Source organism: Jatrophihabitans sp., assembly GCA_036389035.1.
Lineage (GTDB): Bacteria > Actinomycetota > Actinomycetes > Mycobacteriales > Jatrophihabitantaceae > Jatrophihabitans_A.
Genome location: DASVQQ010000017.1, coordinates 65,243 through 89,143 on the forward strand (window position 1 = coordinate 65,243; position 23,901 = coordinate 89,143).

Genomic DNA, 23,901 nt, shown 5'->3' on the forward strand with positions numbered 1-23,901 from the left:
GCCGGCCGCCGCTGCTGGCGCGAAGCCGGTTCACGCCACGCACACGGTTCCGGCGACCTTACCGGGTCGGCCGAGGACCTCTCACTTACCGGTCGGAGTGGCGTACTTCGGCGTCGGAATGGTCCTGGTGACGGTGATGCTGACCAGCGCCTGCTCGGCGATGGCGATCTCGCCGCCGGCCGCGCGGACGGTGTTGACCACGCCGCCCAGGATGTTCAGGGCGGTGTTCAGCGTCTTGGGATCGCCGATGGCCAGCAGCTCGTAGGGCTCCTGCAGGGTGGCCCCGTCCAGGGACACGCCCGAGCCAGAGTCGAGGAAGGCGCTGGAGGCGCCGATCCGGACCGGGCCGAACTGGATCACCTCGGCGCCGGCGCCCCGCAGCTCCTCGACCACGTCGAGCAGGTGCTCGGCGCGCAGCGCCCGCTCCGGGTCGGTGATGCGCACCCGGATCCCCGGCCCGTGTGCGGGCGCGGCCCCGGTCAGCACGGCCAGCGCGTCAGCCTGGCGCTGGGCCTCCCGGCGCGCCTCGACGTTGTCGCTGCCGCTGTCGGACAGCCGCTGCCTGGCCGCCTGCAGGTCGGCGATCTGGTCCTGCAGGCGATCGATCCGGCTGTTCTGGTCGTCCAGGATCCGGACCAGGTCGGCCTCGCGGGCGCCGGCCAGCGCGTCGGTCTCGGAGTTGGACCGGAACTGCACGGCCAGCGCGAAGCCGAGAATCGCCAGCAGCGCGCCGATCAGGGCGGTGGCGCCGCGGTTGCGGCTCCACCGCGGCGGCTGCCCACCGGATCCGGCATCGGTCGGCCCGGATCCGGCGCCAGCCGGGCCGGGAACGGCGGGGCTGGTATCAGCCGGGCCGGAAACGGCGGGGCGGGGGTCGGTCGGTTCTGCCATCTCAGGCCCGGAACAGGTGTCGTCGGATGGCCGCGGCGTTGCCGAAGATCCGGATGCCCAGCACCACCACCACCGCGGTGGACAGCTGGCCGCCGACCCCGAGCTTATCGCCCATGAACACGATCAGCGCGGCGATCAGGACGTTGGAGACGAACGAGACCACGAACACCTTGGCCACGAAGATGCCGTCCAGCCTGGCCCGAACGCCGCCGAAGACCGCGTCCAGCGCGGCCACCACGGCGATCGGGAGGTAGGGCTCCAGCCACAGCGGCACGGTCGGGCGGAACACCAGGCCCAGCACCACGCCGATGGCCAGGGCGATCGCCGCAATCATCGGGGGGACTCCGTACTGGTGGGCGACTGGGTACTGGAAGGGGACGGGCTGGCGCTGGGGCCGGACGTCCCGGGAACGGCTCCCAGGCCGGCATAGTGCGGCCGGCCCACCGTAACCGACTGCAGCTGCAGCTTGGACTTGCCACTGAACTCGAAGGTGATGCCGTTCACCGCGGCCATCGTCTTGAGCTGCCGGGCGATGCCGGAGTCGGCGAAGTTGACCAGCAGTCCGTTGCGGTCACCGATCGCCTCGATGGTGTACGGCGGGCTGATCGGCTGGAAGTCCACCAGCACCGACTCCCCCGCGAACCGGATGAACGAGGTGGAGGTCAGCCGCAGGCCGTTCACCGCGATGGCCTCGGCGCCGCCGGCCCACAACTGGTTGACCACCGCCCGGATGTCACGGTCGCGCAGCACCGCGACCTGATCCGGGCCTGGGACGCCGGGACGGCCGCTGGCCGCCGGGGTGGGCGCCGCCGGCTCGTCCAACTCGATCCGCACTCCGGGGCCGGTCACGGCCACCGCCCCGGAGGCCAGCTCCAGCCTTCTCAGTTCCTCGCCGCCGCCCGGCAACTGCGCGTTGCGCAGGTCGGCCACCTCGGCAGCCAGCGCCTTGGCCCGGGCGTCCAGGGAGTCCCCGGTCACCTGCAGCCGCTCGATCCGGGTGATCAGGTCCTTGCGGGCCTCCTCGCGGGCCGGCGCGGACCGGTGCTGCAGCTGGTAGGACATCACCAGCAGCAGGCCGACCGCGAGGCAGGCCAGCCACAGCAACGGCCCGTCCCACCAGCGACGCCGCCTAGCCGGCGGGGCCTGCCAGGCGATCCGGTAGCCGGGGTCGAGCACGTTGTTGAGCAGGTCGTCGAGCATCGCGCCGGACGGGCTCGCCGGGGCCGCGCCCGGCTGGTTCAGCGCGGTCGCGCCCGGCTGGTTCACCGTGGCCACTAGGGCGTCGCCTGCCTGGTGATCACCTGGCGGAACTGGATCAGGTAGAGCCCGCCGGCCCACAGGTAGAGCCCGGTGCCCCAGATCGTGAACGCCCAGGCGATCGGCTTGACGACCTCGCCCAGGGTGCCGGGGTGCGAGCCGATCAGCAGCAGCGGGAACGCGTACAGCAGGTTGAAGGTGGCTGCCTTGCCCAGGTAGTGCACCGGCAGCCCGGTCAGCCCGCGCCGGCGCAGGGCCGGCAACGTGCAGGCCAGCACCAGGTCCCGACCGATGATCAGCACCGCCAGCCAGAGCGGGATGACGTGGCGCAGCACCAGCCCGATCAGGGTGGCCAGGATGTAGAGCCGGTCGGCCACCGGATCCAGCAGCGCGCCCAGTCGCGAGGTCTGGTTGAGCTTGCGCGCCAGCACCCCGTCGGCCCAGTCGGTGACCCCGCTGAGCATCAGCACCACCAGCGCCCAGCCGTCGGCGTGCGGGCCGAGCAGCAACCACAGGAACAGCGGCACCCCGAGCAGCCTGGAGAAGCTGAGCAGGTTGGGCACGGTGAGCACCATCGGCCGGTCCGCGGCGGTGGACCCCACGGCCGAGGGCTGCGAACTCACGCGCTCTGGCCTCCTGCCGAACCTCACCGCTACCGGCCCCCGCCAGCAGGCGATGCCAACGACGCTGTTGGAAACACCGTGCTCGCGCAAGGCGATGTCGGGCTGACAGGATTTGAACCTGCGACCCCCTGACCCCCAGTCAGGTGCGCTACCAAGCTGCGCTACAGCCCGCTCCGCTCAGCACCGCGATCGGTGCGAGCGAACCGCCGCAACTTTAGCGCACCCGGCTGGCCGGTCCTGCCAGCGCGGGCGGCTCAGCCGCGCTGCTGGCGTTCCCGGACCCGTACCGAGATCTCGATCGGGCTGCCCTGGAAATCGAAATCCTCCCGCAGCTTGCGTTCCAGGAATCGCCGGTAGCCGGCCTCCAGGAAGCCGGTGGTGAACAGCACGAAGCGGGGCGGCCGGGTGTCGGCCTGGGTGGCGAACAGCACCCGGGGGTGCTTGCCGCCCCGGCCGGGCGGCGGGGTGGCGTTGACCACTTCGGTCAGCCAGCTGTTGAGCCGGCCGGTGGGAATTCGGCGGTCCCAGGAGGCCAGTGACAGGCGCAGCGCGCCGGAAAGCTTCTCCACCGCCCGTCCGGTCTTGGCCGAGACGTTCACCCGGGGCGCCCACTGCACCCGCTGCAGCTCCCAGTCGGCTTCCTTCTCCAGCTGCAGCCGCCGGTCCTCATCGACCAGGTCCCACTTGTTGAAGGCGATCACCAGCGCCCGGCCCGCCTCCACGACCATCGAGATGACCCGCTGGTCCTGCTCGGAGATCACCTCGGAGGCGTCCAGCAGCACCACCGCGACCTCGGCGGACTCGATCGCGCTGGCGGTGCGCAGGCTGGCGTAGTACTCCATGCCCGAGGCGTTGGTGACCCGTCTGCGCAGGCCGGCGGTGTCGACGAAGCGCCAGGTCTCACCGCCCAGCTCGAGCAGCGAGTCCACCGGGTCGACGGTGGTGCCGGCCACCGCGTCCACCACCGAGCGCTCCTCGCCGGTCAGCCGGTTCAGCAGGCTGGACTTGCCGACGTTCGGACGCCCGACCAGGGCCACCCGGCGCGGGCCGCCGACCGGGTCGCGTTCGGGCGGGGCGTCCGGCAGCTTCTGAAGGATCGCGTCGAGCAGGTCGCCCGAGCCCCGGCCGTGCAACCCGCTGACCGGGTAGGGCTCGCCCAGGCCGAGTGACCAGGCCTCGGCCGCGTCGGACTCGCCGCGCTCGTCGTCGACCTTGGTGACCGCCAGCACCACCGGGCGCCCGGCGCGGCGCAGGGTGCGGGCCACCACCAGGTCGGTCTCGGTGGCCCCGGTGCGCGAGTCGATGACGAACAGCACCAGGTCGGCGGTCACGACGGCCTGCTCGGCCTGCCGCGACACCATCGCCTGCAGGCCGGTCGCGTCCGGCTCCCAGCCGCCGGTGTCGACCAGGGTGAACTGCCGGCCGCCCCAGTAGGCGTCATAGGCGATCCGGTCCCGGGTGACGCCCGGGATGTCCTGCACGACCGCCTCGCGCCGCCCCAGGATCCGGTTCACCAGGGTCGACTTGCCGACGTTGGGACGTCCGACGACGGCCACCACCGGGGTGACCGGCAGGGCTTCTTCGGGGGCGGTCCCTTCGGCGGTCTCTTGGGCGGCCTCGAGGTCCGGCTCTGTCATGGCTCAGGCCCGATCCGCGGTGCTGACAGCTTGAAAGGCGAGCGCGGCCAGCACCTCGACCACCTCGTCGATGCTCAGCTCGGAGGTGTCGACATCGATCGACCCGTCGGGGCGCCGCAGCGGGCTGGCCGCGCGGCTGGAGTCGAAGTCGTCGCGCCGGCGCAGCGCCTGGGTGACCCGGTTCAGGTCGTCCTCGCCGAGCTCACCGGCCCGGCGGCGGGCCCGGACGTCCTCGCGGGCGGTCAGGTACACCTTCAGCTCGGCGTCGGGCCAGACCACCGAGCCGATGTCGCGGCCCTCGGCGACCGTCGGCGCCCGGCCGATGATCAGACGCTGCTGGGCGACCAGCTGGGTGCGGACCGCCTGGACGGCCGATACCGCTGACACCGCCGCGGTGGTGGCCGCCGTCCGGATCTCGCGCTCGACGTCGCGGCCGTCGAGCCGGGTGCTGCTGTGCCAGGGGTCGGTGCCGACGTCGATCCGGCTGGCCGCCACCCGGCCCGCGACGGCGACCGGGTCCTCGGGGTCGACGCCGGCCCGCAGCACCGCCACGGTGGCGGCGCGGTACATCGCCCCGGTGTCGAGGTACTGGGCCCGCAGCCGCCGGGCCAGCAGCCTGGCGACGGTGGACTTTCCGGTGCCCGAGGGTCCATCGAGGGCAACGACTCCCCGGAACTCGGGGGCCTCGCTGAAATCGGTAGGCACTGCGGCGTCCAGTCCTGGTCACGACAGCTGTCTGGGCTGTGCGTTCGCTGACCGCGCTCGGCGGGCGAACCAGCCCGACCGGAGGCCGGGCAGTCCCAGAGTACGGGGTCCGGCGGGGGTTGGACTCCCCACGTGCGCCCTGCCGCGCCTGGGCCGGCTAGCGTGGCAGGGCGGAGGGCTAGCGTGGCAGGTCGGTGCGCAGCGCCGCGGCCCCGCCGAGGTAGACGTGCCTGATGTCGGCGCGGCGCAGGTCGGTGTCGAAGTGCGCCAGCAGCCGCAGCGTCCGGGGCAGCGCGCCGGGCACCGCGATCTCGGTGGCGCACATCAGCGGAACGTCGGTCAGCCCGAGCTGCCGGGCGGCGTAGGCGGGAAACTCGGCTTTCAGGTCGGGGGTGGCCGTGAACAGGATCGAGATCAGCTGGTCCGGCTCGATCTTGTTGCGCGCCATCACCTCGGTCACCAGCTGCGAGGCGCCGTCCAGGATCGCTTGCCGCTCGTCGAGCTCGACCTGGATCGCGCCTCGCACCGCCCGAACGCTCACCGGTTCCCCTCCGTCGTGCCGGCAGGTTCGCCGGCCCCAGTCGGCCGCTGCGGGCCGTGGTCGTAGTCGACTTTAGAGGCCGAGCTGCCGGTAGAGCTCGCCCAGCTCGACGCCGGTCAGCTCCCGTACCGAGCCGGGCCGCTGATCGCCCAGCCGGACCGGGCCGATCGCCACCCGCACCAGCTTGTCGACCGGGTGCCCGACCGCCTCCAGCAGCCGCCGGACGATGTGGTTGCGGCCCACGTGCAACGACACCTGCACCAGGGCCCGGCCTGCCGAGTAGTCGATCAGCTGGAAGTCATCGACGCTGACCCGGCCGTCGTCGAGTTCGATGCCGGCCTTGAGCCGCCTGGCCAGCGACCGGTCCACCGGGCCCGGCACCTCGGCGATGTAGGTCTTGACCACCTCGTGCGAGGGATGGGCCAGCCGGTGGGCGAACTCGCCGTCATTGGTGAGGATCAGCAGGCCTTCGGTGTCGGCGTCCAGCCTGCCGACGTGGAACAGCCGCTCGGGCAGGTCGGTGACGTAGTCACCGACCGTGGGACGGCCGTGCGGGTCAGACATCGCGGTCAGCACGCCGCGCGGCTTGTTCAGCGCCAGGTACACCTGGCCCGAGCGCAGGTTGACCCGCTTGCCGTCGACCCGCACCACCGCGGTCTCCGGATCGACCCGGGCGCCGAGCTCGGCCACCCCCCGGCCGTCCACGGTGACCCGGCCCTCGGCGATCAGCTGCTCGCAGGCGCGCCTGGAGCCCAGGCCGGCGCCGGCCAGCACCTTCTGCAGTCGGATGCCCTCGGCGGGCTGGTCGGGGCTCATCGGCGTCAGAGCTCGTCGAGGTCCAGGGTGTCCAGCTCGGGCAGCAGCGGCGCCAGCGAGGGCAACTCCTCCACCGACGCGATGCCCATCTTCTCCAGAAAGGCATCGGTCGTGCGGTAGAGCCCGCCGCCGGTCTCGGGATCCATCCCGACCTCGGTGATCAGCTCCCTGGCCAGCAGGGTCCGCACCACCCCGTCGACGTTGACCCCCCGGATCGCCGAGATCCTGGCCCGGGTCACCGGTTGCCGGTAGGCCACCACGGCCAGCGTCTCCAGCGCGGCCTGGCTGAGTTTGCTGCGCTGGCCGTCGAGCAGGAACGCCTCCACGATCGGGGCGTACCGCTCTCGGGTGTAGAGCCGGAAGCCGGTGGCGGCCGGCCGCAGCTGCCAGCCGGCGCCGCGCCGGTCCAGCTCCGCGGTGATCTCGGCCAGCGCCTGCGCGACCTCGGTCACCGGGCGCTGCACCGCCGCTGCCAGCTGATCCAGCTGCACCGGGCCGTCGGCCACGAACAGCAACGCCTCCAGCGCCGAGCGCAGCACCGCCGGCTCGGTCAGATCCAGCGACGGGGTGCCGGAGCCGGCGTCGACCGAGGTAGGCGACTCGGCCAGCCGGAACCCGTCGTCCGGGGCCACGTCCTGCGGCTGGGTCATCAGCCGTACTCCTCATCTGGGTCGAAGCCGGTCATCGGGACGGGCCCGGCCTCGCTGTCCTGTCCACCGACGCCGACCGCGCCGCCGATCCAGCGCACCCTGAGCTCGGACAGCGCCTCAGCCTGATCGAAGCTCACCGCGCCGTCGCGGTAGAGCTCCAGCAGCCCGAGAAAGCGGGCCACCACTTCCAGGGTGGAGCCGCAGTCGGCGATCAGCGAGCGAAAGGTCGCCGACCCGGTGCGGGCCAGCCGTCCGGCCATCGCGGTCATGTGCTCGCGCACGCTGACCCGGGGGGTGTGCAGGTGCTCCACCCCGACCACCGGGACCGGCCGGGGCCGCAGCGCGCCGGCCGCGATGGCGGCGAACTGCTGCGGGTCCACGCCGATCCGCAGCTCGGGGCTCAGGGCCGCGAACCGGGGCTCGAGCTCGGCGACGCGACCGAACCTGCGCCCGGCCTGCTTGGCCAGCGTGGCGAGGTGGGCGGCTGCCAGCTTGTAGGCCCGGTACTGCAGCAGCCGGGCAAACAGCAGGTCGCGTGCCTCCAGCAGGGCCAGGTCCTCCTCGTCCTCGACGTCGGCGGCGGGCAGCAGCCGCGCCGCTTTCAGGTCGAGCAGGGTCGCGGCGACCACCAGGAACTCGGTCGCCTGGCCCAGGTCGAACTCGTCGCCGGCCGCCTTGAGATAGCTGATGAAGTCATCGGTCACCTGGGAGAGCGCGACTTCGGTGACGTCGAGCTGACGCCGGCTGATCAAGGTCAGCAGCAGGTCGAACGGGCCCTCGAAGTTGTCCAGCCGGACGCTGAACCGCTGCTGGGCGCCGCCGCTGACCAGCGGTTCGGGCTCGGCCGGCAGGTCCCACTCCTCGGGCAGGTCCTCCAGCGCCAGATCATCCGGCGCCAGATCATCCGGCGATGTTCGGCTCACGGGCGGGAAAGGACCTCCATCGCCAGCTCGCGGTAGGCCACGGCGCCGTTGGACGTCGGCGCCCAGGTGGTGATCGGCTCGCCGGCCACGGTCGTCTCGGGGAACCGGACGGTCCGCGAGATCACCGTGTCGAACACCTTGTCGCCGAAGGCTTCCAGCACCCGGCTGTAGACCTCCCGGCCGTGCAGGGTGCGCCCGTCGTACATGGTCGCCAGGATGCCCTCGAGGCGCAGGTTCGGGTTCAGCCGCTGCTGCACCTTCTCGATGGTGTCGATGAGCAGCGCGACCCCGCGCAGGCTGAAGAACTCGCATTCCAGCGGGATGATCACGCCGTGGGCGGCCGTCAACGCGTTGACGGTGAGCAGCCCGAGCGAGGGCTGGCAGTCGATCAGCACGAAGTCGTAGTCGTTGAGCAGCGGCGCCAGGGTGCGGGCCAGGGTCTGCTCGCGGGCGACCTCGTTGACCAGCTGGACCTCGGCGGCGGACAGGTCGATGTTGGACGGCAGCAGGTCCATGCCGGGCACGCCGGTCTTGAGCAGCACCTCGTCGAGGCCGACCGAGCGTTCCATCAGCAGGTTGTAGGTGGTGCGCTCGAGCTGGTGCGGCTGCACCCCCAGCCCGACGCTCAGCGCGCCCTGCGGGTCGAAGTCCACCAGCAGCACCCGGCGGCCGAACTCGGTCAGCGCCGCGCCGAGGTTGATGGTCGAGGTGGTCTTGCCGACGCCGCCCTTCTGGTTGCACAGCGCGATCACCCGGGCCGGGCCGTGCTGCTTCAACGGCTCCGGCTGCACCAGCGGCCGGCGTTGCCGGGTCCGGGCCGGGTCTGCCGACTTCGCGGCGTCGGCCGAACCGCTGCCGGACGAGCCACTGCCCGACGAGCCACTGCCCGACGAGCCGCCGGCTTCGCTCTCGCGCTCGGGCACGTTCAGCGGCAGTTGCAGCGACTCGAACGCCGCTGCCTCGGCGGGTCCGGCCCCGGGCCTATCGGACGTCGTCATAGAGAGTGCGCGCTCCTCGCAAGTGCCCCGCTGCGCCGCTGCACAGCTTGCTTAGCCCGTCCGGAGGTTACCCCACCACGGGTACCGGTGAACGGCTGCGACCCGCCTTCACCGCCCGGCTCAGCGCCACCTCCGGCCCGTCCGGCGACCCGCCCGGTCACGGTCGGGCCCGGGCGCGCGGATGTGCTACCGCATAGACCTCGCGAAGCTGGTCGACGGTCACCAGGGTGTAGATCTGGGTCGTGGTGACCGAGGCGTGGCCGAGCAACTCCTGCACCACCCGGACGTCCGCGCCGCCCTCCATCAGGTGGGTGGCGAACGAGTGCCGCAGGGTGTGCGGGGAGATGTCGGTGCCCAGGCCCGCCTTGTCGGCCGCGCCGCGCAGCACCGTCCAGGCGCTCTGCCTCGACAGCGGCCCGCCGCGCGCGTTGAGGAACACCTTGGGGGTGCCGCGACCCTGCCTGGCCAGCTCGGGGCGCACCCGGACCAGGTAGGCCGACAGCGCCTTGGCGGCGAACGAGCCCAGCGGCACCAGCCGCTGCTTGCCGCCCTTGCCGCGCAACAGCACGCTGTGGCCCGCCAGGTCCAGGTCGTCGATGTCCAGGCCGACCGCTTCGGAGATCCGCGCGCCGGTTCCGTAGAGGATCTCCAGCAGCGCCCGGTCGCGCACCGACAACGGAGTCTGGTCGAAGTCGGCGGCATCGAGCAGCCGCTCGACGTCCTCGACCGAGATGGCCTTGGGCAGCCGGCGGGGCGGCGCCGGCGGCTTGACCTCGCGGGCCACGTCGGCGGCCAGCTGACCGTCGGCGTAGCCGAACTTGTGCAGGCCGCGGACCGCGACGACCGCGCGGGCGGCCGAGGCCGCCGACAGCGCCGGATGGTCGGGATCGCCTTCGCGCAGAGCCGCCAGGAAGCCGCTCACCGTCGAGGCCTGGACCTCGGTGAGCGAGTCGATGCCGTGGTCGGCGAGATAGCGCAGGTAGCGCCGCAGGTCCCGGCGGTAGGAGCTCAGGGTGTTGGCCGAGGAGCCGCGTTCGACGGCGAGGTGGTCCAGGTAGCTGGTGACGGTGCGGGTCGCGGCGCTGGGCCGAGGGGCCGGCGCCGCGGTGTCACCCGACGGCGCCGCGCCAGCTGGTGACGGCGTGCTGGACGGCGCCGCGCCAGCCGCGTCGAGCGTGTCCAGCGCCATTCAGCCTGCCGCCGGTCCGGCCTGGTCGGCACCCGCACGCTCAGGTCGCGCCGGCCAGGCGGCATCGGCCGGGCGCAGCCCCGACCAGCCGTCGGCCCGGGCCGCCCAGGCCGCCAGCACCCCGGCCACCGCGGTGCCGTTGACCAGCTCGCCGGCCAGCGCCATCCGGACCAGCTCGTCGAGCGGGTAGCGCTCGACGGTCATGCTGATCTCTTCGTGCTCGGGCGCGAACCTGTCCTGCTCGCCGACCTCGGTGAGCCCGCGGGCCAGGTAGATCCGGATCGCCTCGTCACTCATTCCGGAGGAGTTGTAGATGTCCAGCAGCACCGCCCAGTCAGCCGCCACCAGGGCGGCCTCCTCGTTCAGCTCCCGGCGCGCGCCGGTCAGCGCCGACTCGCCCTCGACATCGAGCAGCCCGGCCGGCAGTTCCAGCAGCTCGTGACCGACCGGATGCCGGTACTGGCGGACCATCACGACGTGGGAGTCGGCATCCAGCGCCAGGATCGCCACCGCGCCCGGATGGACCACCACATCGCGGTTGGCCACCGAGCCGTCAGGCATCCGGACCGCGTCGGTGCGCACCGCGATCACCTTTCCGGTGAAGCGGTGCTCGGAGGACAGCACCTCGAAGTGGTGCCGGTCAGCGCTCATCCGGAAACCGGGCCGGACGTCGCGAACTCCGCGGGAGTCTCGATGGCCCCGGAGCCCTCGGGGGCATCCGGGATCTCCACCGGCAGCCGTTCCTGGTCGTTGTACTCCATGGCGGCGGCGACGAAGGCCGAGAACAGCGGGTGCGGCCGGGTGGGCCGTGACTTGAGCTCCGGATGGGCCTGGGTGGCGACGAAGAACGGGTGCACCTCGCGCGGCAGCTCCACGAACTCCACCAGCCGGCCGTCCGGCGAGGTTCCGGAGATGACCAGCCCGGACGCCGCCAGTACCTCGCGGTAGGAGTTGTTGACCTCGTAGCGGTGCCGGTGCCGCTCGGTGACCTGGGTGCTGCCGTAGGCCATCGCCACGATCGAGCCCGGCACCAGCTCGGCGGGATAGCTGCCCAGTCGCATGGTGCCGCCAAGGTCGGCGTTGCCGGCCACCACCTCCACCTGGTCGGCCATGGTGGCGATCACCGGGTCCGGGGTCTCGGGCTCGAACTCGGCCGAGTTGGCGTCGGGCAGCCCCGCGACGTCACGGGCCACCTCGATGGTCATGCACTGCAGGCCCAGGCACAGCCCCAGCGTCGGCACTCCTCGCTCGCGGGCGTACCTGATCGCTCCGACCTTGCCCTCGATGCCCCGGATCCCGAAACCGCCGGGAATCACCACCCCGTCCACCCCGGCCAGTTGCGCCGCCGCGCCGGCCGGGGTCTCGCAGAGGTCGGAGGCGACCCAGCGCAGCGACACCTTCGCCCGGTGCGCGAAGCCGCCGGCGCGCAGCGCCTCGGTGACCGACAGGTAGGCGTCGGGCAGGTCGATGTACTTGCCGACCAGCGCGACGCTGATCTCGCTCTTGGGGTGGCGCACCCGTTCCAGCAACCCGCCCCACAGCGACCAGTCCACGTCCCGGAACGGCAGGCCCAGCCGGCGCACCACATAGGCGTCCAGGCCCTCGTCGTGCAGCACCTTGGGGATCTCGTAGATGCTCGGGGCGTCCACCGCCGCGACCACCGCCTCGGTGTCGACGTCGCACATCAGCGAGATCTTGCGCTTGACGCTGGCCGGGATCTCCCGGTCGGCCCGGCAGACCACGGCGTCGGGTGAGATGCCGATGCTGCGCAGCGCGGCGACCGAGTGCTGGGTGGGCTTGGTCTTCAACTCCCCGGACGGGGCCAGGTAGGGAATCAGCGACACGTGCAGGAAGAAGCAGTTGTCCCGGCCGACGTCCTGGCGGACCTGGCGGGCGGCTTCGAGGAACGGCAGCGACTCGATGTCGCCGACGGTCCCGCCGACCTCGGTGATCACCACGTCCGGAATCTCGCCGTCGGGTCCCGGGGCGGCCATCGACCGGATCCGGTGCTTGATCTCGTTGGTGATGTGCGGGATCACCTGCACCGTGTCGCCCAGGTACTCACCCCGGCGTTCCTTGGCGATCACCGCCGAGTACACCTGCCCGGTGGTGACGTTGGCCGAGCCGACCAGGTCGGTGTCGAGGAATCGCTCGTAGTGGCCGATGTCGAGGTCGGTCTCGGCGCCGTCCTCGGTCACGAAGACCTCTCCGTGCTGGAACGGGTTCATCGTGCCCGGGTCGACGTTGAGGTACGGGTCGAGCTTCTGCATGGTGACCCGCAGGCCACGGGCTTTGAGCAGGCTGCCCAGCGACGAGGCGGTCAGCCCCTTCCCGAGAGAGGAGGCGACGCCGCCGGTGACGAACAGGTGCTTAGTGGTCCGGGCTGACTGAGCCAACGAGACTCCCGTGGTCGCATCCGATGTGAGGTGCGGAGCCGGGGTCTCTCAAGGAAACCCCTCATATCCACGGGAGTTCACGGTAACACGAACCGCGTCAGGGCCGCGCGAGCGACACTAGCCACCGGCTCCCGGCAGCAGCCCGTCGGTGTTGGCGCCGGTTCCGTAATGACCCTTTCGCCCGGCCACCGTGTCGGCGGCGGTCAGCACGACGGTGAGCTCGCCGAGCGGGCTGTTGGCGTCGTCCACCGTCGACACGGCCTTGTTGGCGACCTCGTCGTTGCGCACCAGCGCCACCAGCCCGCCGGCGGTGTTGGCGGCCGGATCCCCGACCACCACGGTGGGCCCGCCGGTGCTGGCGCCGAGCTGGGCGCTGAAGGAGAGCAGCATCCTGCCGGCCTCGTCGTCCTTGGGCAGGGCGCCGGGCGCGACCAGCAACACCAGCTTGCCGGGCGCCACCGACGGGCTCTCCGCCTTGATCATGTTGAGGGTGCCGAATCCGGCGATCACCTGCGCCAGGTCGGTGCTCTGACCGTGGCCGAGCAGGACGAAACCGAGCAGCGCCCCGGCCAGCGTGCCGGCGTCATCGGTGGTCGGCAGTTGCAGGCCGATCGGGTGCAGGCCCGAGGTCGCCAGAGACCTGATGTCATTGGCACGCCGCGGATCGCTGAAGTGCTTGCTCAGTTGCAGGTTGGCGGCGACGGTTCCGCCGGCGGCCCGGACCTGGGCTGCCATCGCGTCCTTGAGCCCCTTGGACGCTCCCGGGGCGCCGAGCAGCACCACCGGGGTCTTGGCCAGGGCGTTGCCGGCGATCTTGGCGCCGAAGGTCTGGGCCAGCAGGTCGGCGTTGGCCGAACGGGCCCGCAGCACCTGGTTCTGCGCGGCCACGGCGCTGCTGTTCTTCTTGGTGTCGCTGACCTGACTGCGCAGGTCACCGACCACCGCGCCGTTGAGCGCGCTGGTCCCCACCACCACGCCGAGCGCGATGCCGAGAAAGACGGCGATGATCGAGACGAGGTGGTACCGGAACGAGATCACGACAACAGGCCCCTAAGCCAAGAGACAAGGTGGTCCCAACCGTCGGCCAGGAGATTGAGGTAACTGTCGCCGGCCAGGCCGGCGACCAGGACGACCGCGATCGCCAGCACCGCGGCGACCGCCAGCAGCACCAGCGACACCGCCGACACCCGGGTCTGGAACAGCTGCGCGGCGGCCTTGGCGTCCACCAGCCGGCCACCGACCTTGAGCCGGGTCAACACCGTCGAGGCGATCCCGCCGCGGCCGGCGTCCAGGAACTCCTCGAGGGTCGCGCGCATCCCGACGGTGATGATCAGCCGGGCCGAGCCGGCGTCGGCCAGCAGCATCGCGGCGTCCTCGCTGGTGCCCGAGGAGGCGAAGATGACCGGCTCGATGCGCAGGTCCTGCACCCGGGCCAGCCCGCTGACCCGGCCGTGATGGTCGGCGTGCGCGACCACCTCGGCGGCTTCGCGCAACGCCGCGTCCGAGACCAGGTCCAGCTCGCCGATCACCAGGTCGGCCTGGTAACCGGCCTCGCGCAGGACGTCGGCGCCCGCGTCGACGCCGACCAGCACCGGACGGAACTCCCGGATGTAGTGCTTGAGCGAGCGCAGGTCGGACTTGAAGTCATAGCCCTTGGCGACCAGCAGGACATGCCGGCCGCGGAAGGAGGTGCTGAGCTCGGGCAGCCCGATGCCGTCGAGCAGCAACTCCTTCTCGCGCTCCATGTGCTGCTGGGTGCTGGCGGCGAAGGCTTGCAGCTGGGCCGACAGGCCCGCTTTGGCAGCCCGCATCGCGACCCGGACCGTGTCGGCGTCCTGCCTGGTGCCGCGAGCGGCGACCTTGTCCCCGATGTAGAGCACGTCGTCGTCCAGCCGCAGCCGCGAGCCTTCCTTGACCTCGGCGAAGATCTCGGTGCCGACGGCGTCCAGCAGCGCGACGTCGTTGGCGATGAGCACCTCGGGGCCCAGGTTGGGGTAACGACCGGAGATGCTCGGCTGGGCGTTGACGACCGCGCTGACTCCGGCAGCGACCAGGGCGTCCGCGGTCGAACGGTCCAGATCCGCGACGTCGATGACGGCGATGTCACCGGCGCGCAGCCGGTTCAGCAGTCGGCCCACCCGCCGGTCCAGCCGGACGACCCCGCTGATACCGGGCAGCGCGGCGTCCCGTCGCCGGTCCGACTGCCTGAGTGCGATTCTCATGGGTTTCGATGGTGCCATCCGGGCAGCCGATCAGGGTACTGCGCCACGCGAGGTCAGCGTTTGGATCGACGCCGATGGGTCGATCGGGATTCCTCGACGCCGGTCTGGTCGCCGGCTAAGTCCTTGACCGAGCCCTTGGGCAAGCCCTTGGCGGGGCCGTTGAACCCGGCGATGTCCGCACGCGCGGCGCTGAGCAGCTGGGCGGCGTGCTCGCGCGCGACCGCGCTGTTGTCACCGGCCAGCATCCGGGCCAGCTCCACCAGCCGGTCCTCGCCGGTGACCGACCGGATGTCGCTGCGGGTGACTCCGCCGGAAGCCACCCGGGACTTCGGCTCGGCGTCGTCCACCACCGAATCGAACGCCACCGACTTGTCCACCACCAGGTGGCGGTCGGCGAACGCGGCGACCTGCGCCAGGTGGGTGACCACCACGACCTGGTGGCTGCGGGCCAGCCGGGCCAGCCGGCGGCCGACCTCGACGGCGGCCCGGCCTCCGACGCCGGCGTCCACCTCGTCGAAGACCATGGTGGGCACCGGGTCCGTCCCGGCCAGCGCGACCTCGATGGCCAGCATCACCCGGGACAGCTCGCCGCCGGACGCCCCGCGCTGCACCGGCAGCGCCGGGGCGTCCGGATGCGGTCGCAAGGTGATCTCCACCTCGTCCACGCCGTCCGGGCCCGCGCCGGCCGGCTGGCCCTCGACCACGACCTGCGGGCCGGACTCCACCGGGTGCCGGGGCCGGACCTCGACCCGCACCGTGGCCGCCGGCATCGCCAGGCCGGCCAGTTCGGCGGTGATCAGCTCCGACAACCGGTGGGCGGCCTCCCGGCGCTGCCTGGACACCGCCGCGGCGAGCTCGGTGTAGCGGGCGGCCGCCTGATCGCGCTCGGCGGCCAGCGCGGCCAGCGCCTCGTCGGAGGTGTCGGCAGCCGCCAGCCGTTGCTCGGCCTCGGCTGCCCAGTCCAGCACCGCGTCCAGCGCCCCGGCCGCGGCGCTGATCCTGACCCCGCCGTCGCCGGCCGCGGCCGCACCGTACTTGCGGATCAGCCCGTTGAGGGCGGCACGCCGCTCGTGCACCGAGGCCAGCCGGGCCGGATCGGCCTCGAGCTGCGCCTGGTAACCAGCCAGCTCGCTGCCGATGTCAGTGGCCGCGGCAGCCAGTTCGACCAGCCGGGCGCTGAGCTGGTCCAGCGCGGCGTCGGTGCCCGCGACCTGGTTGAGCGCCCGGTTGGCCGCCGCGATCAGGGTCTGCACATCCGGCACGTCACCGGCCGGGTCGTCCGGGTCACCGAGCAACGCGTCGTGAGCGGTGCGCGCCGCCACCCGCAGCGCGTCGGCGTGCTCCAGCCGTGCCGCCAGGGCCGCAAGTTCGACGTCCTCACCAGGCTGCGGCGCGATCCGGGCGATCTCGGCGATGCCGTGCTGCAGCAGCTCCGCCTCGCGCGCCAGCTCGCGGGCCATGCCGGTGCGGCGTGCCAGCTCGGCCACCGCGGCCCGCCACTGCTGAAAGGCCGCCCGGCAATCGCGCAGTTCCAGCCCGGCGTACCGGTCCAGGGTCAGGCGCTGCTCGGCCGGCTGGGTGAGCCGCTGCTGATCGCTCTGACCGTGCACCGCCACCAGGTCCTCGGCCAGCCGGGCCAGCACGGTCGCGGGCACCGAGGCGCCGCCCGCGACCGCGCGGGAGCGCCCGGCGGCGGTCACCACCCGGCGCAGCACCAGGCTGCCGTCGGTGTCCAGGTCACCGCCCGCCTCGATCACGGCCAGCGCGGTCGGTGACTGCTCGCCCACCAGCAACCTGCCCTCGACGCTGGCCGACTCCACTCCCGGACGCAGCCGGGACGAGTCGGCCCGGCCGCCGAACAGCAGCGCCAGCCCGGTGACGACCATGGTCTTGCCGGCCCCGGTCTCACCGCTCAGCACGGTCAGCCCCGGCCCGAGTTCGAGCACCGCGTCCGAGATCACCCCGAGCCCGCGGATCCGGATCTCCTCCAGCATCTGCCTGCCAGCCTCTTCCGCTAGGTCCCGCTAGGTGGTGGGACGGCCGTCGCGCAGGCTGCGGACCGGCAACTGGAACTTGGCGACCAGCCGTTCGCCGAACGGGGTGGGATGCGGCCGGGCGATGCTCACGGTCTGCGCCGAGCGCTCAACCCGCAGCCTGGTGCCCGGCGGCAGCGGGTGGGCCCGGCGGCCGTCGCAGCTGAGCAGGCCCGGCTGGTCCGTGCCTATCAGGTCGATGTCGATCTGGGAGTTCGGGGCCACCACCAGCGGCCGCTGGAACAGCGCGTGGGCGGCGTTGGGAACCAGCAGCATCGCCTCGACGTTGGGCCAGACGATCGGGCCGCCGACCGAGAACGCGTAGGCGGTCGACCCGGTCGGGGTCGCGCAGATCACCCCGTCGCACCCGAACCGCAGCAGCGGCCGGTCATCCACCGACACGGCCACCTCGAGCAACTTCTCGCGGTTGCCCTTCTCCACCGACGCCTCGTTGAGCGCCCAGTCCTCGGCGATCACCTCGCCGCCCAGGGTCGCGGTCACCTGCAGGGTGAACCGCTCTTCCACCTGGTAGCGGCCCTCGACGATCGCGGTCACGGTCGCGTCGAGCGCGTCGACCTCGGTCTCGGCCAGAAAGCCGACATGGCCCAGGTTGACCCCGAGCAGCGGGATGCCGGCGTTGCGGGCGTACTCAGCCGCCCGCAGGAACGTGCCGTCGCCGCCGAGCACCAGCGCCACCTCGGCGTCCTTGGCGATCTGGGACGAGTCCAGCAGGCTGACCGGGCTCAGCTCACCGCCCTCGGCGACCTCGGCGGCCTCCGTCGGGCTGATCCGCACCTCGAAGCCGAGGTAGTTCAACCGGCTGATCAGGTGCCGGGCCAGCTCACGAATGTCGGAGCGGCCGGTGTGCACCACCAGCAGTACGGACCTCATTCGCCCTCCCCTGCGATGGCGTGGATTCTGGCCGGGTCGGCCGGGCCGGCGTCCTGGCGCAGCCACAGAAAGAATTCCACGTTGCCGCTGGGCCCGGGTAGCGGGCTCCGTGCCAAGCCTGCCGTGCCCCAGCCGAGTTCCAGGGCGGCGCCGGCCACCGCCAGCACCGCCTCGGCGCGCAGGGCCGGCTCGCGCACCACGCCGCCCCGGCCCAGCCGCTGCCGGCCGACTTCGAATTGCGGCTTCACCATCGGAACCAGGTCGGTGACGGTGCAGGCGGTGAGCGCGGGCAGCACCAGGCCGAGTGAGATGAAGGACAGGTCGGCAACGGTCAGCTCGGCCAGGCCGCCGATCTGCTCGGGCGTCAGCGTCCGGACGTTGGTGCGGTCGTGCACGATCACCCGGGGATCGGATTGCAGCGCCCAGACCAGCTGCCCGTAGCCGACATCCACCGCGACCACCTCGCGGGCGCCGTTGCGCAGCAGCACGTCGGTGAAGCCGCCGGTCGAGGCCCCGGCATCCAGGCAGCGCCGGCCGCTGACCCGCAGGGTGGCGAACTCGGCGAGCGCGCCGGCCAGCTTGTGCGCGCCCCGCGAGGCGTAACCCGGGTCCTGGATGTCGCTCAGCACCCGGATGGGGGTGTCCTGCTCGACGCCGGTGGCCGCCTTGGTGGCGACGTTGCCGCGCACCTGGACCCGGCCGGCCTCGATCAGCTCGCCGGCCTGCTCGCGCGAGCGCGCCAACTGGCGACGCACCAGTTCGGCGTCCAGTCGCAACCGGCGGACCATGGGCAGCGGCTCAGGCCTGGTCCAGGTCGGCCAGCGCGTCCTGCAACTCGCGATGCAGGACGTCCAGCCGGGTCACGGCCTCGATCAGCGGCCCTTCGCTGACCCCGGTGACGGCCTCGGCGGCGGATTCGACGCGAAGCACCACATCATCGCCGGCAGCGGCCGGGGCGTCATCGCCGCCGGGGGCCGAAGCTGAGCGGGGGTCGGTCACGTAGCCAGGTTACGTGGTAGCCGGGTTCTGACCGCCGCTATCCACAGCCTCAGCCGCGCGCGTGTCCGAGACCGAGCTGCTGGAGCAGCCGGATCGAGGGGTCGTCGGCGCCGCTGACCGGGCGCACCGCCGCGCCGGCGTCGAGCAGCCGCCAGCCGGCCACCGCCAGTGCTCGCAGGCCGTCCAGTCCGTCGCCGCCGGCCTCGCCGTCCGGATCAGCGCCGCTGAGCAGCAGCTCGACGCCGCGGATCTCGACCCTGGCCGTTCCACAGCTCACCAGTTGGTCAGTGACCGTCACCTCGGGATGGCCGCGCAGCAGCGCGGAGACGTCGTGGCCGAGGTAGTCCGGCCGGTGCAAGGCCTCGGCCCCGAGTAGCTTGGCCGCGTCGGTGACGCCGCTGAGCACCAGCAGCGAGTCGCAGTCAGCCCGGCGGGCGCCCTCGATGTCGGTGTCGAGCCGGTCGCCCACCACGATCGGGTACCGGGCCTTGGAGCGTTCGACGCTCTCGGCGTGCATGGCCGGGTCGGGCTTGCCGGTGGCGGCCGGCGTCTGGCCGGTCGCATGCCGAAGCGCTGCCACCAGCGATCCGTTGCCGGGCAACGGCCCGCGCGCGGACGGCACGGTGGCGTCGAGGTTGGTGGCCAGCCAGGGCACCCCCCTGGTGATCGCCACCGCCCCCTCGGCCAGCGCTGCCCAGTCCAGGCCCGGAAAGAAGCCCTGCACGACGGCGGCCGGGTCCTGCTCGGCGGAGAACACCGGTTTCAGCCCTCGTTCGGTGAGCGCCTCGATCAGGCCGGTGGTGCCCAGCACCAGCACCGGGGCGCCGGCCGGCAGCCGGTCAGCCAGGTAGTGCGCGGCGGCCTGGGCCGAGGTGATCACCTCGTCGGCGGCGGCCGGCACCCCCACCCGGTGCAGCAACTCGGCGACCTGGTCGGGGGTGCGGGAAGCGTTGTTGGTCACGAAGGCCAGTCGCATGCCTAACTGGCGGGCCGAGGCCAGCGCCTGGGGCGCCCCGGCAACCGGCTGCTCGCCGACGTAGACGACCCCGTCGAGGTCCAGCAGGGCCACGTCGTAACGACGGGCCAGCGGCTGTTGGGAGCCGATCATGCGTTTTCTCCATTCCGGGTGATCAGGTCGGTACCGTGCGCAGGCTGCCGCGTAGCATCGGCCCTCGTGACCGATCCTCTCGCCACCGGCCGTGGCCTGTCCCTTGCCCCGTTTCGCGCGACTCGGTTCTGCGCTGACGCCGACACCCTGGGACGGCAGCTGTCCCCGCCCTACGACGTCATCTCCGACGCCGACCGGGCTGCCCTGGTCCAGGCCAGTCCGACCAACGTCGTCCGGCTGATCCTTCCAGAGCAGGACGAGGCTGAGCTCGGCGACGGTGACCGCTACGCCGGAGCCAAGGCGCTCCTTCAGGACTGGCTCGACCGAGGGGTGCTTGCCGTCGATGACGAGGCTGCCCTGTTCGTCTATGAGATGAGCACGTCCGAGGGCTCGGTGACCCGGGGGCTGCTCGGCGCGGTGGAACTGCGCGACCCCGAGGACGGGGTGATCCTGCCGCACGAGAACACCATGGCCGGACCGGTGTCGGACCGGCTGGCGTTGATGAGCGCCACCGAGGCGAATCTCGAACCGATCTTCCTGGTCTATGACGGCGGCGGGGCGGCCTCCGAGCTGGTCGCTTCGGTCACCGACCAGGAACCCGCCAGCACGGCCAGCACGCCGGACGGGGTCCGGCACCGGTTGTGGGCGGTCACCGATCCGGCCGCGCACGACGCGGTGGCGGCAGACCTCGCCGGCCGGCGGGCGCTGATCGCCGACGGCCACCATCGCTACGCGACATACCGGCAGCTGCAGGCCGACCACCAGGGCCAGCCCGGGCCCTGGGACCGGGGCCTGACGCTGCTGGTCGACACCTCGTCCTACGGCCCGCAGGTCCATCCGATCCACCGGGTGGTGGCACTCGGGTGGACCCGGATCCTTGAGCTGACCGCGGCCGCCGCCGAGGTCAGTGAGCCGATGTCCGTCGCCGCGGCGGAGAAGCTGCTGGCCCAGACCGACGGCTTCGCAGTCGTCCTGGCACATGACGACGAGGCGGTGCTCGTGTCACGGCTGTCGTCCGAGATCCAGCGACAGGCCCTCGGCGAGGCTGCCGGCACCGCGCTAGGCGAACTTGACATAACGGTGTTGCACCGGGTGCTGGTGGAGCAGGTGTGGCAGTTGAGCGACACAGTGGACAACGTCGGTTACGCGCACAGCGTCAGCGAGGCGCTGGCCGATGCGTCGCACGCCGGGAACACCGCCGTGCTGGTTCGGGCCACGCCGGTCCAGGCGGTGGCAGCCGTCGCGGCCGCCGGCGAGCGGATGCCCCGCAAGTCGACGCTGTTCACTCCGAAGCCGGCCTCCGGCGCGGTCATCCGGCGGTTCGCCGACCAGTGACTCAGCGGTAGGTCGACCCGGACTCAGCGGTTCGCGACCAGGGACTCAGCAGTTCGCGACCAGGACTCAGCAGTTCGCGACCAGGACTCAGAGCAGGTCCGCGGCCCGGTCGGCCGCGTCGGTCTCGTCGTCGAAGTCGGCTTTCGCGGCCTCGCCGAACCACTGGACAGCCTCCTGGATCCGGCCGGCTTCGACCAGCGCGTCGGCGTAGGCGTACCAGAGCCGGGCGCTGCCCGGCTTGGGGTTCTTGGCGTCCAGGCCATCACGCTCGAACACCGCCAGCGCGGCGTCGAGCTGGTTCAGGTCGCGCCGGGCACCAGCGACCACGATGAGCAGTTCGGCGCGGGTGCTGGGGTCCAGCTTGGGCACCGCGGGGTCATCGAGTGCCTTGAGCGCCCGTTCCGGACGGCCCAGCGCACGTTCGCAGTCGGCCATCACCGCAATGTTGCTGGCGTCGCCGGAGATCCGGCGGGCGGCTCGCAGCTCTGACAGGGCCTCGGCCCACTCACCGGCGTGGTAGGCCGCCAACCCGGTGGCTTCGCGTACCGCGCCCACCCGGGCACCTCGGCCGCGGGCGGCACGGGCGTGCTCCAAGGCCTTCTTCGGGTCGGTGTCGATCGCCTGGCCCGCGGCTACCAGGTGAGCGCCTACGAACTCAGCGGCGAGCTTGCTGAGCGAGCGCAGCTCGGAGCGGACCGAAGGGTCGAGCAGTTTCGGATCGGCGCCGGCGGGAATCGCAATCTCGGCGCCTCGGGTCGGCCTGGAGCCCCTAGTCGACTCGTAGTCCTCCTCGACCCGATTGCTTCGACCGCCGGCGCTGTCGGCACGCGAATAGCGCCGTTCGCCACCGGTGGTGTCAGCACGCGAATAGCGCCGTTCGCCACCGGCGCTGTCAGCACGCGGATAGCGCCGTTCGCCACCGGTGGTGTCGGCACGGGGATAACGCCGTTCGCCGCCGGTGGAACTGGTAGGACGGCCACCACTGGAGGAGCGGTTGCCGGCCGGGCGATCGGAGCGGCTGGGACGCGAGCCGCTGTCGAAACCGGCTGCTGAGTCGCGGCCCCGGCTCCCGGCGCCCGACGTCCGGCTGTCGCGGCGCTCACCGCTGTCGCCGCGGGTGCTCTGGTAGCCACCCTCACGTCGTGCACCGGAGTAACCCCCACCGTCACGACGCGTATCGGAGTACCCGCCACCGGATCCAGTGCCCCCACGGCTTGGCCCGGCCGGTTTGCGATCGTCCTGGCGTGCGGTGCCCGAACCGGCTGGCTCCCACCAGTTGGCGCTCGTGCGGGGCTCACGCTCGGACCGGGCGCTTGTCGGGCGTCCGGCTGCCGGCGCACGCCGGGGTTCGTAGCCAGAACTACGCACAGTGGACGATGAGCCGTGCTGATCCCGGGGATTTCCTCGGGCCGGCCGGGCGGTGTCGGAGCCGGCAGGCCTTCCGCCGCGCGGTTGTGCGCGGTCGGCACCCCGGAAGGAGCCGGCAGTGCCCGCGCCCTCGCTCGAGGAGCCATAACGGCGGGCGCCTCCGCCGGAGCGTTCGCCAGCGGCCGGAAACCGGTCACGTGACTGGCCGCCGGCGCGGTAACCGGCAGCGCCGCCGCTCGCACCACCAGCGCGGTCAGAGCGTCGGGGACCATCGGAGCCAGCAGCCGGACGGCCGTAGGAACCGCGGCTGTCCTGCCTGGGGCCCGATGACCGCTGACCCTCCGAACGGGTGCTGCCGGCAGCACTACGGCCAGTAGTCGAGGAGCCCCGGGGCGCGTAGTCCCGCGCGGGAGAACCTTGCCGGCCCGGGTTGTCCCCCTGGCCGCCGCGACCTGCCGAAGCACCGCGACCAGCCGAAGCACCGCGACCAGCTGCAACACCACGACCAGCTGCAGCACTACGCGACCCCGTCGAGCCGGCTCGGCCGCGGTCACCGCTTCCAGTGGGTGTGCCTCGCCCGTCGCGCCTGGCGTTGGAGCCGCCGCGGCTAGATCCATAGTCAGCCATGTTCATCATCCCGCTCGCCTAGAAAGAAAAGAGCCAGAACCGTCCGGCATCAACCGAACGGTCCTGGCTCTAAAACAACCAAGGTCGTTCGGCAATGCCGAACGACCTTGGTCGAAAGTGTGTCCGGCGACGTCCTACTCTCCCACGCAGTGGCCCGCGCAGTACCATCGGCGCTGAGAGGCTTAGCTTCCGGGTTCGGGATGGGACCGGGCGTTTCCCTCTCGCTATGGTCGCCGAAACTCTATGGAGATATCCGGTCCGCACCATCTCGAGCAAGCTCGAAACGGGGACCGTACCTCGGGAACCGCACAGTGGACGCGTAGCATTTTTGTGGCAAATCCTCGGCCTATTAGTACCAGTCAGCTCCAAACATTACTGTTCTTCCACTTCTGGCCTATCAACCCGGTGGTCTAGCCGGGGGCCTTACTCCATAAAGGATGGGAGTCCTAATCTTGAAACAGGCTTCCCGCTTAGATGCTTTCAGCGGTTATCCCTTCCGTACATAGCTACCCGGCGGTGCCCTTGGCAGGACAACCGGTACACCAGGGGTACGTCCACTCCGGTCCTCTCGTACTAGGAGTCGCTCCTCTCAAATCTCCAACGCCCACGGAAGATAGGGACCGAACTGTCTCACGACGTTCTGAACCCAGCTCGCGTACCGCTTTAATGGGCGAACAGCCCAACCCTTGGGA

The 23,901-nt window shown here is 71.8% G+C and carries 23 protein-coding genes, 1 tRNA gene and 2 rRNA genes; 1 reads left to right on the plus strand and 25 read right to left on the minus strand.

Annotated elements, in window-relative coordinates:
- Nucleotides 1-81: 81 nt before the first annotated feature.
- From VF557_12135 to VF557_12240, 22 genes are all read right to left on the minus strand, one after another.
- Entirely contained in the window at nt 82-891 is an 810-nt protein-coding gene (locus VF557_12135; GenBank protein HEX8080955.1) for a DUF881 domain-containing protein, read from the minus strand.
- A 1-nt stretch (nt 892) separates the two neighbouring features.
- Nucleotides 893-1,225 carry a small basic family protein gene (locus VF557_12140; protein HEX8080956.1) on the minus strand — a complete coding sequence of 111 codons (333 nt, stop codon included), beginning with the start codon at nt 1,223-1,225 and terminating at the stop codon, nt 893-895.
- Nucleotides 1,222-2,166 (minus strand): DUF881 domain-containing protein, encoded by a 945-nt coding sequence (locus VF557_12145; GenBank protein HEX8080957.1) that lies wholly within the window; start codon nt 2,164-2,166, stop codon nt 1,222-1,224. The genes VF557_12140 and VF557_12145 overlap by 4 nt, the downstream gene beginning before the upstream one ends.
- Entirely contained in the window at nt 2,166-2,771 is a 606-nt protein-coding gene (locus VF557_12150) for a CDP-alcohol phosphatidyltransferase family protein (protein ID HEX8080958.1), read from the minus strand. Before VF557_12150 ends, VF557_12145 begins: the two co-directional genes overlap by 1 nt.
- A 97-nt stretch (nt 2,772-2,868) precedes the next feature.
- Nucleotides 2,869-2,942: transfer RNA gene (locus VF557_12155), tRNA-Pro, on the minus strand.
- Nucleotides 2,943-3,025: 83 nt separating this feature from the next.
- Nucleotides 3,026-4,408 carry a ribosome biogenesis GTPase Der gene (der, locus tag VF557_12160; protein ID HEX8080959.1) on the minus strand — a complete coding sequence of 461 codons (1,383 nt, stop codon included), beginning with the start codon at nt 4,406-4,408 and terminating at the stop codon, nt 3,026-3,028.
- A 3-nt stretch (nt 4,409-4,411) separates the two neighbouring features.
- The gene (gene cmk, locus VF557_12165; protein ID HEX8080960.1) at nt 4,412-5,113 is read right to left on the minus strand and encodes a (d)CMP kinase; all 702 of its coding nucleotides are present in this window, start codon (nt 5,111-5,113) and stop codon (nt 4,412-4,414) included.
- A 178-nt stretch (nt 5,114-5,291) separates the two neighbouring features.
- The gene (gene aroH, locus VF557_12170) at nt 5,292-5,654 is read right to left on the minus strand and encodes a chorismate mutase (GenBank protein HEX8080961.1); all 363 of its coding nucleotides are present in this window, start codon (nt 5,652-5,654) and stop codon (nt 5,292-5,294) included.
- A 72-nt stretch (nt 5,655-5,726) separates the two neighbouring features.
- Nucleotides 5,727-6,470: a pseudouridine synthase gene (locus VF557_12175; GenBank protein HEX8080962.1), complete on the minus strand. Its 744-nt coding sequence runs from the start codon at nt 6,468-6,470 to the stop codon at nt 5,727-5,729.
- Between the two features lie 5 nt (nt 6,471-6,475).
- A complete protein-coding gene (gene scpB / locus VF557_12180) occupies nt 6,476-7,120 on the minus strand; it encodes an SMC-Scp complex subunit ScpB (GenBank protein HEX8080963.1) in 645 nt (214 codons plus the stop codon).
- On the minus strand, nt 7,120-8,043 hold the full coding sequence (locus VF557_12185) for a segregation/condensation protein A (GenBank protein HEX8080964.1): 924 nt from the start codon (nt 8,041-8,043) through the stop codon (nt 7,120-7,122). Before VF557_12185 ends, scpB begins: the two co-directional genes overlap by 1 nt.
- Complete coding sequence (locus VF557_12190) at nt 8,040-9,041, minus strand: ParA family protein (protein ID HEX8080965.1); 1,002 nt, start codon at nt 9,039-9,041, stop codon at nt 8,040-8,042. The genes VF557_12185 and VF557_12190 overlap by 4 nt, the downstream gene beginning before the upstream one ends.
- A gap of 157 nt (nt 9,042-9,198) precedes the next feature.
- Nucleotides 9,199-10,230 carry a site-specific tyrosine recombinase XerD gene (gene xerD / locus VF557_12195; GenBank protein HEX8080966.1) on the minus strand — a complete coding sequence of 344 codons (1,032 nt, stop codon included), beginning with the start codon at nt 10,228-10,230 and terminating at the stop codon, nt 9,199-9,201.
- On the minus strand, nt 10,231-10,881 hold the full coding sequence (locus VF557_12200) for an NUDIX hydrolase (protein ID HEX8080967.1): 651 nt from the start codon (nt 10,879-10,881) through the stop codon (nt 10,231-10,233).
- On the minus strand, nt 10,878-12,626 hold the full coding sequence (locus tag VF557_12205) for a CTP synthase (GenBank protein ID HEX8080968.1): 1,749 nt from the start codon (nt 12,624-12,626) through the stop codon (nt 10,878-10,880). The genes VF557_12200 and VF557_12205 overlap by 4 nt, the downstream gene beginning before the upstream one ends.
- A 117-nt stretch (nt 12,627-12,743) precedes the next feature.
- On the minus strand, nt 12,744-13,664 hold the full coding sequence (locus VF557_12210; GenBank protein HEX8080969.1) for a copper transporter: 921 nt from the start codon (nt 13,662-13,664) through the stop codon (nt 12,744-12,746).
- Entirely contained in the window at nt 13,661-14,848 is a 1,188-nt protein-coding gene (gene steA / locus VF557_12215) for a putative cytokinetic ring protein SteA (protein ID HEX8080970.1), read from the minus strand. Before steA ends, VF557_12210 begins: the two co-directional genes overlap by 4 nt.
- Before the next feature lie 53 nt (nt 14,849-14,901).
- Entirely contained in the window at nt 14,902-16,842 is a 1,941-nt protein-coding gene (gene recN, locus VF557_12220; protein ID HEX8080971.1) for a DNA repair protein RecN, read from the minus strand.
- A 30-nt stretch (nt 16,843-16,872) separates the two neighbouring features.
- Nucleotides 16,873-17,772, minus strand: a complete 900-nt coding sequence (locus VF557_12225) for an NAD kinase (protein ID HEX8080972.1) — start codon at nt 17,770-17,772, stop codon at nt 16,873-16,875.
- The gene (locus tag VF557_12230) at nt 17,769-18,560 is read right to left on the minus strand and encodes a TlyA family RNA methyltransferase (protein ID HEX8080973.1); all 792 of its coding nucleotides are present in this window, start codon (nt 18,558-18,560) and stop codon (nt 17,769-17,771) included. Before VF557_12230 ends, VF557_12225 begins: the two co-directional genes overlap by 4 nt.
- Nucleotides 18,561-18,570: 10 nt before the next feature.
- Entirely contained in the window at nt 18,571-18,771 is a 201-nt protein-coding gene (locus VF557_12235) for a hypothetical protein (GenBank protein HEX8080974.1), read from the minus strand.
- 49 nt (nt 18,772-18,820) lie between these two features.
- On the minus strand, nt 18,821-19,879 hold the full coding sequence (locus tag VF557_12240; protein ID HEX8080975.1) for an HAD-IIA family hydrolase: 1,059 nt from the start codon (nt 19,877-19,879) through the stop codon (nt 18,821-18,823).
- Between the two features lie 66 nt (nt 19,880-19,945).
- Here VF557_12240 and VF557_12245 point away from each other — a divergent pair, with 66 nt between their 5' ends.
- Nucleotides 19,946-21,214, plus strand: coding sequence for a DUF1015 domain-containing protein (locus VF557_12245; GenBank protein ID HEX8080976.1), 1,269 nt, complete (start codon nt 19,946-19,948; stop codon nt 21,212-21,214).
- Nucleotides 21,215-21,301: 87 nt separating this feature from the next.
- On the opposite strand, the gene VF557_12250 is transcribed toward VF557_12245, so the two are convergent.
- From VF557_12250 to VF557_12260, 3 genes are all read right to left on the minus strand, one after another.
- Nucleotides 21,302-21,769 carry a tetratricopeptide repeat protein gene (locus VF557_12250; protein HEX8080977.1) on the minus strand — a complete coding sequence of 156 codons (468 nt, stop codon included), beginning with the start codon at nt 21,767-21,769 and terminating at the stop codon, nt 21,302-21,304.
- A 1,561-nt stretch (nt 21,770-23,330) separates the two neighbouring features.
- A 5S ribosomal RNA gene (gene rrf, locus VF557_12255) occupies nt 23,331-23,447 on the minus strand.
- A 91-nt stretch (nt 23,448-23,538) separates the two neighbouring features.
- Nucleotides 23,539-23,901, minus strand: a 23S ribosomal RNA gene (locus VF557_12260); the annotation flags it as partial.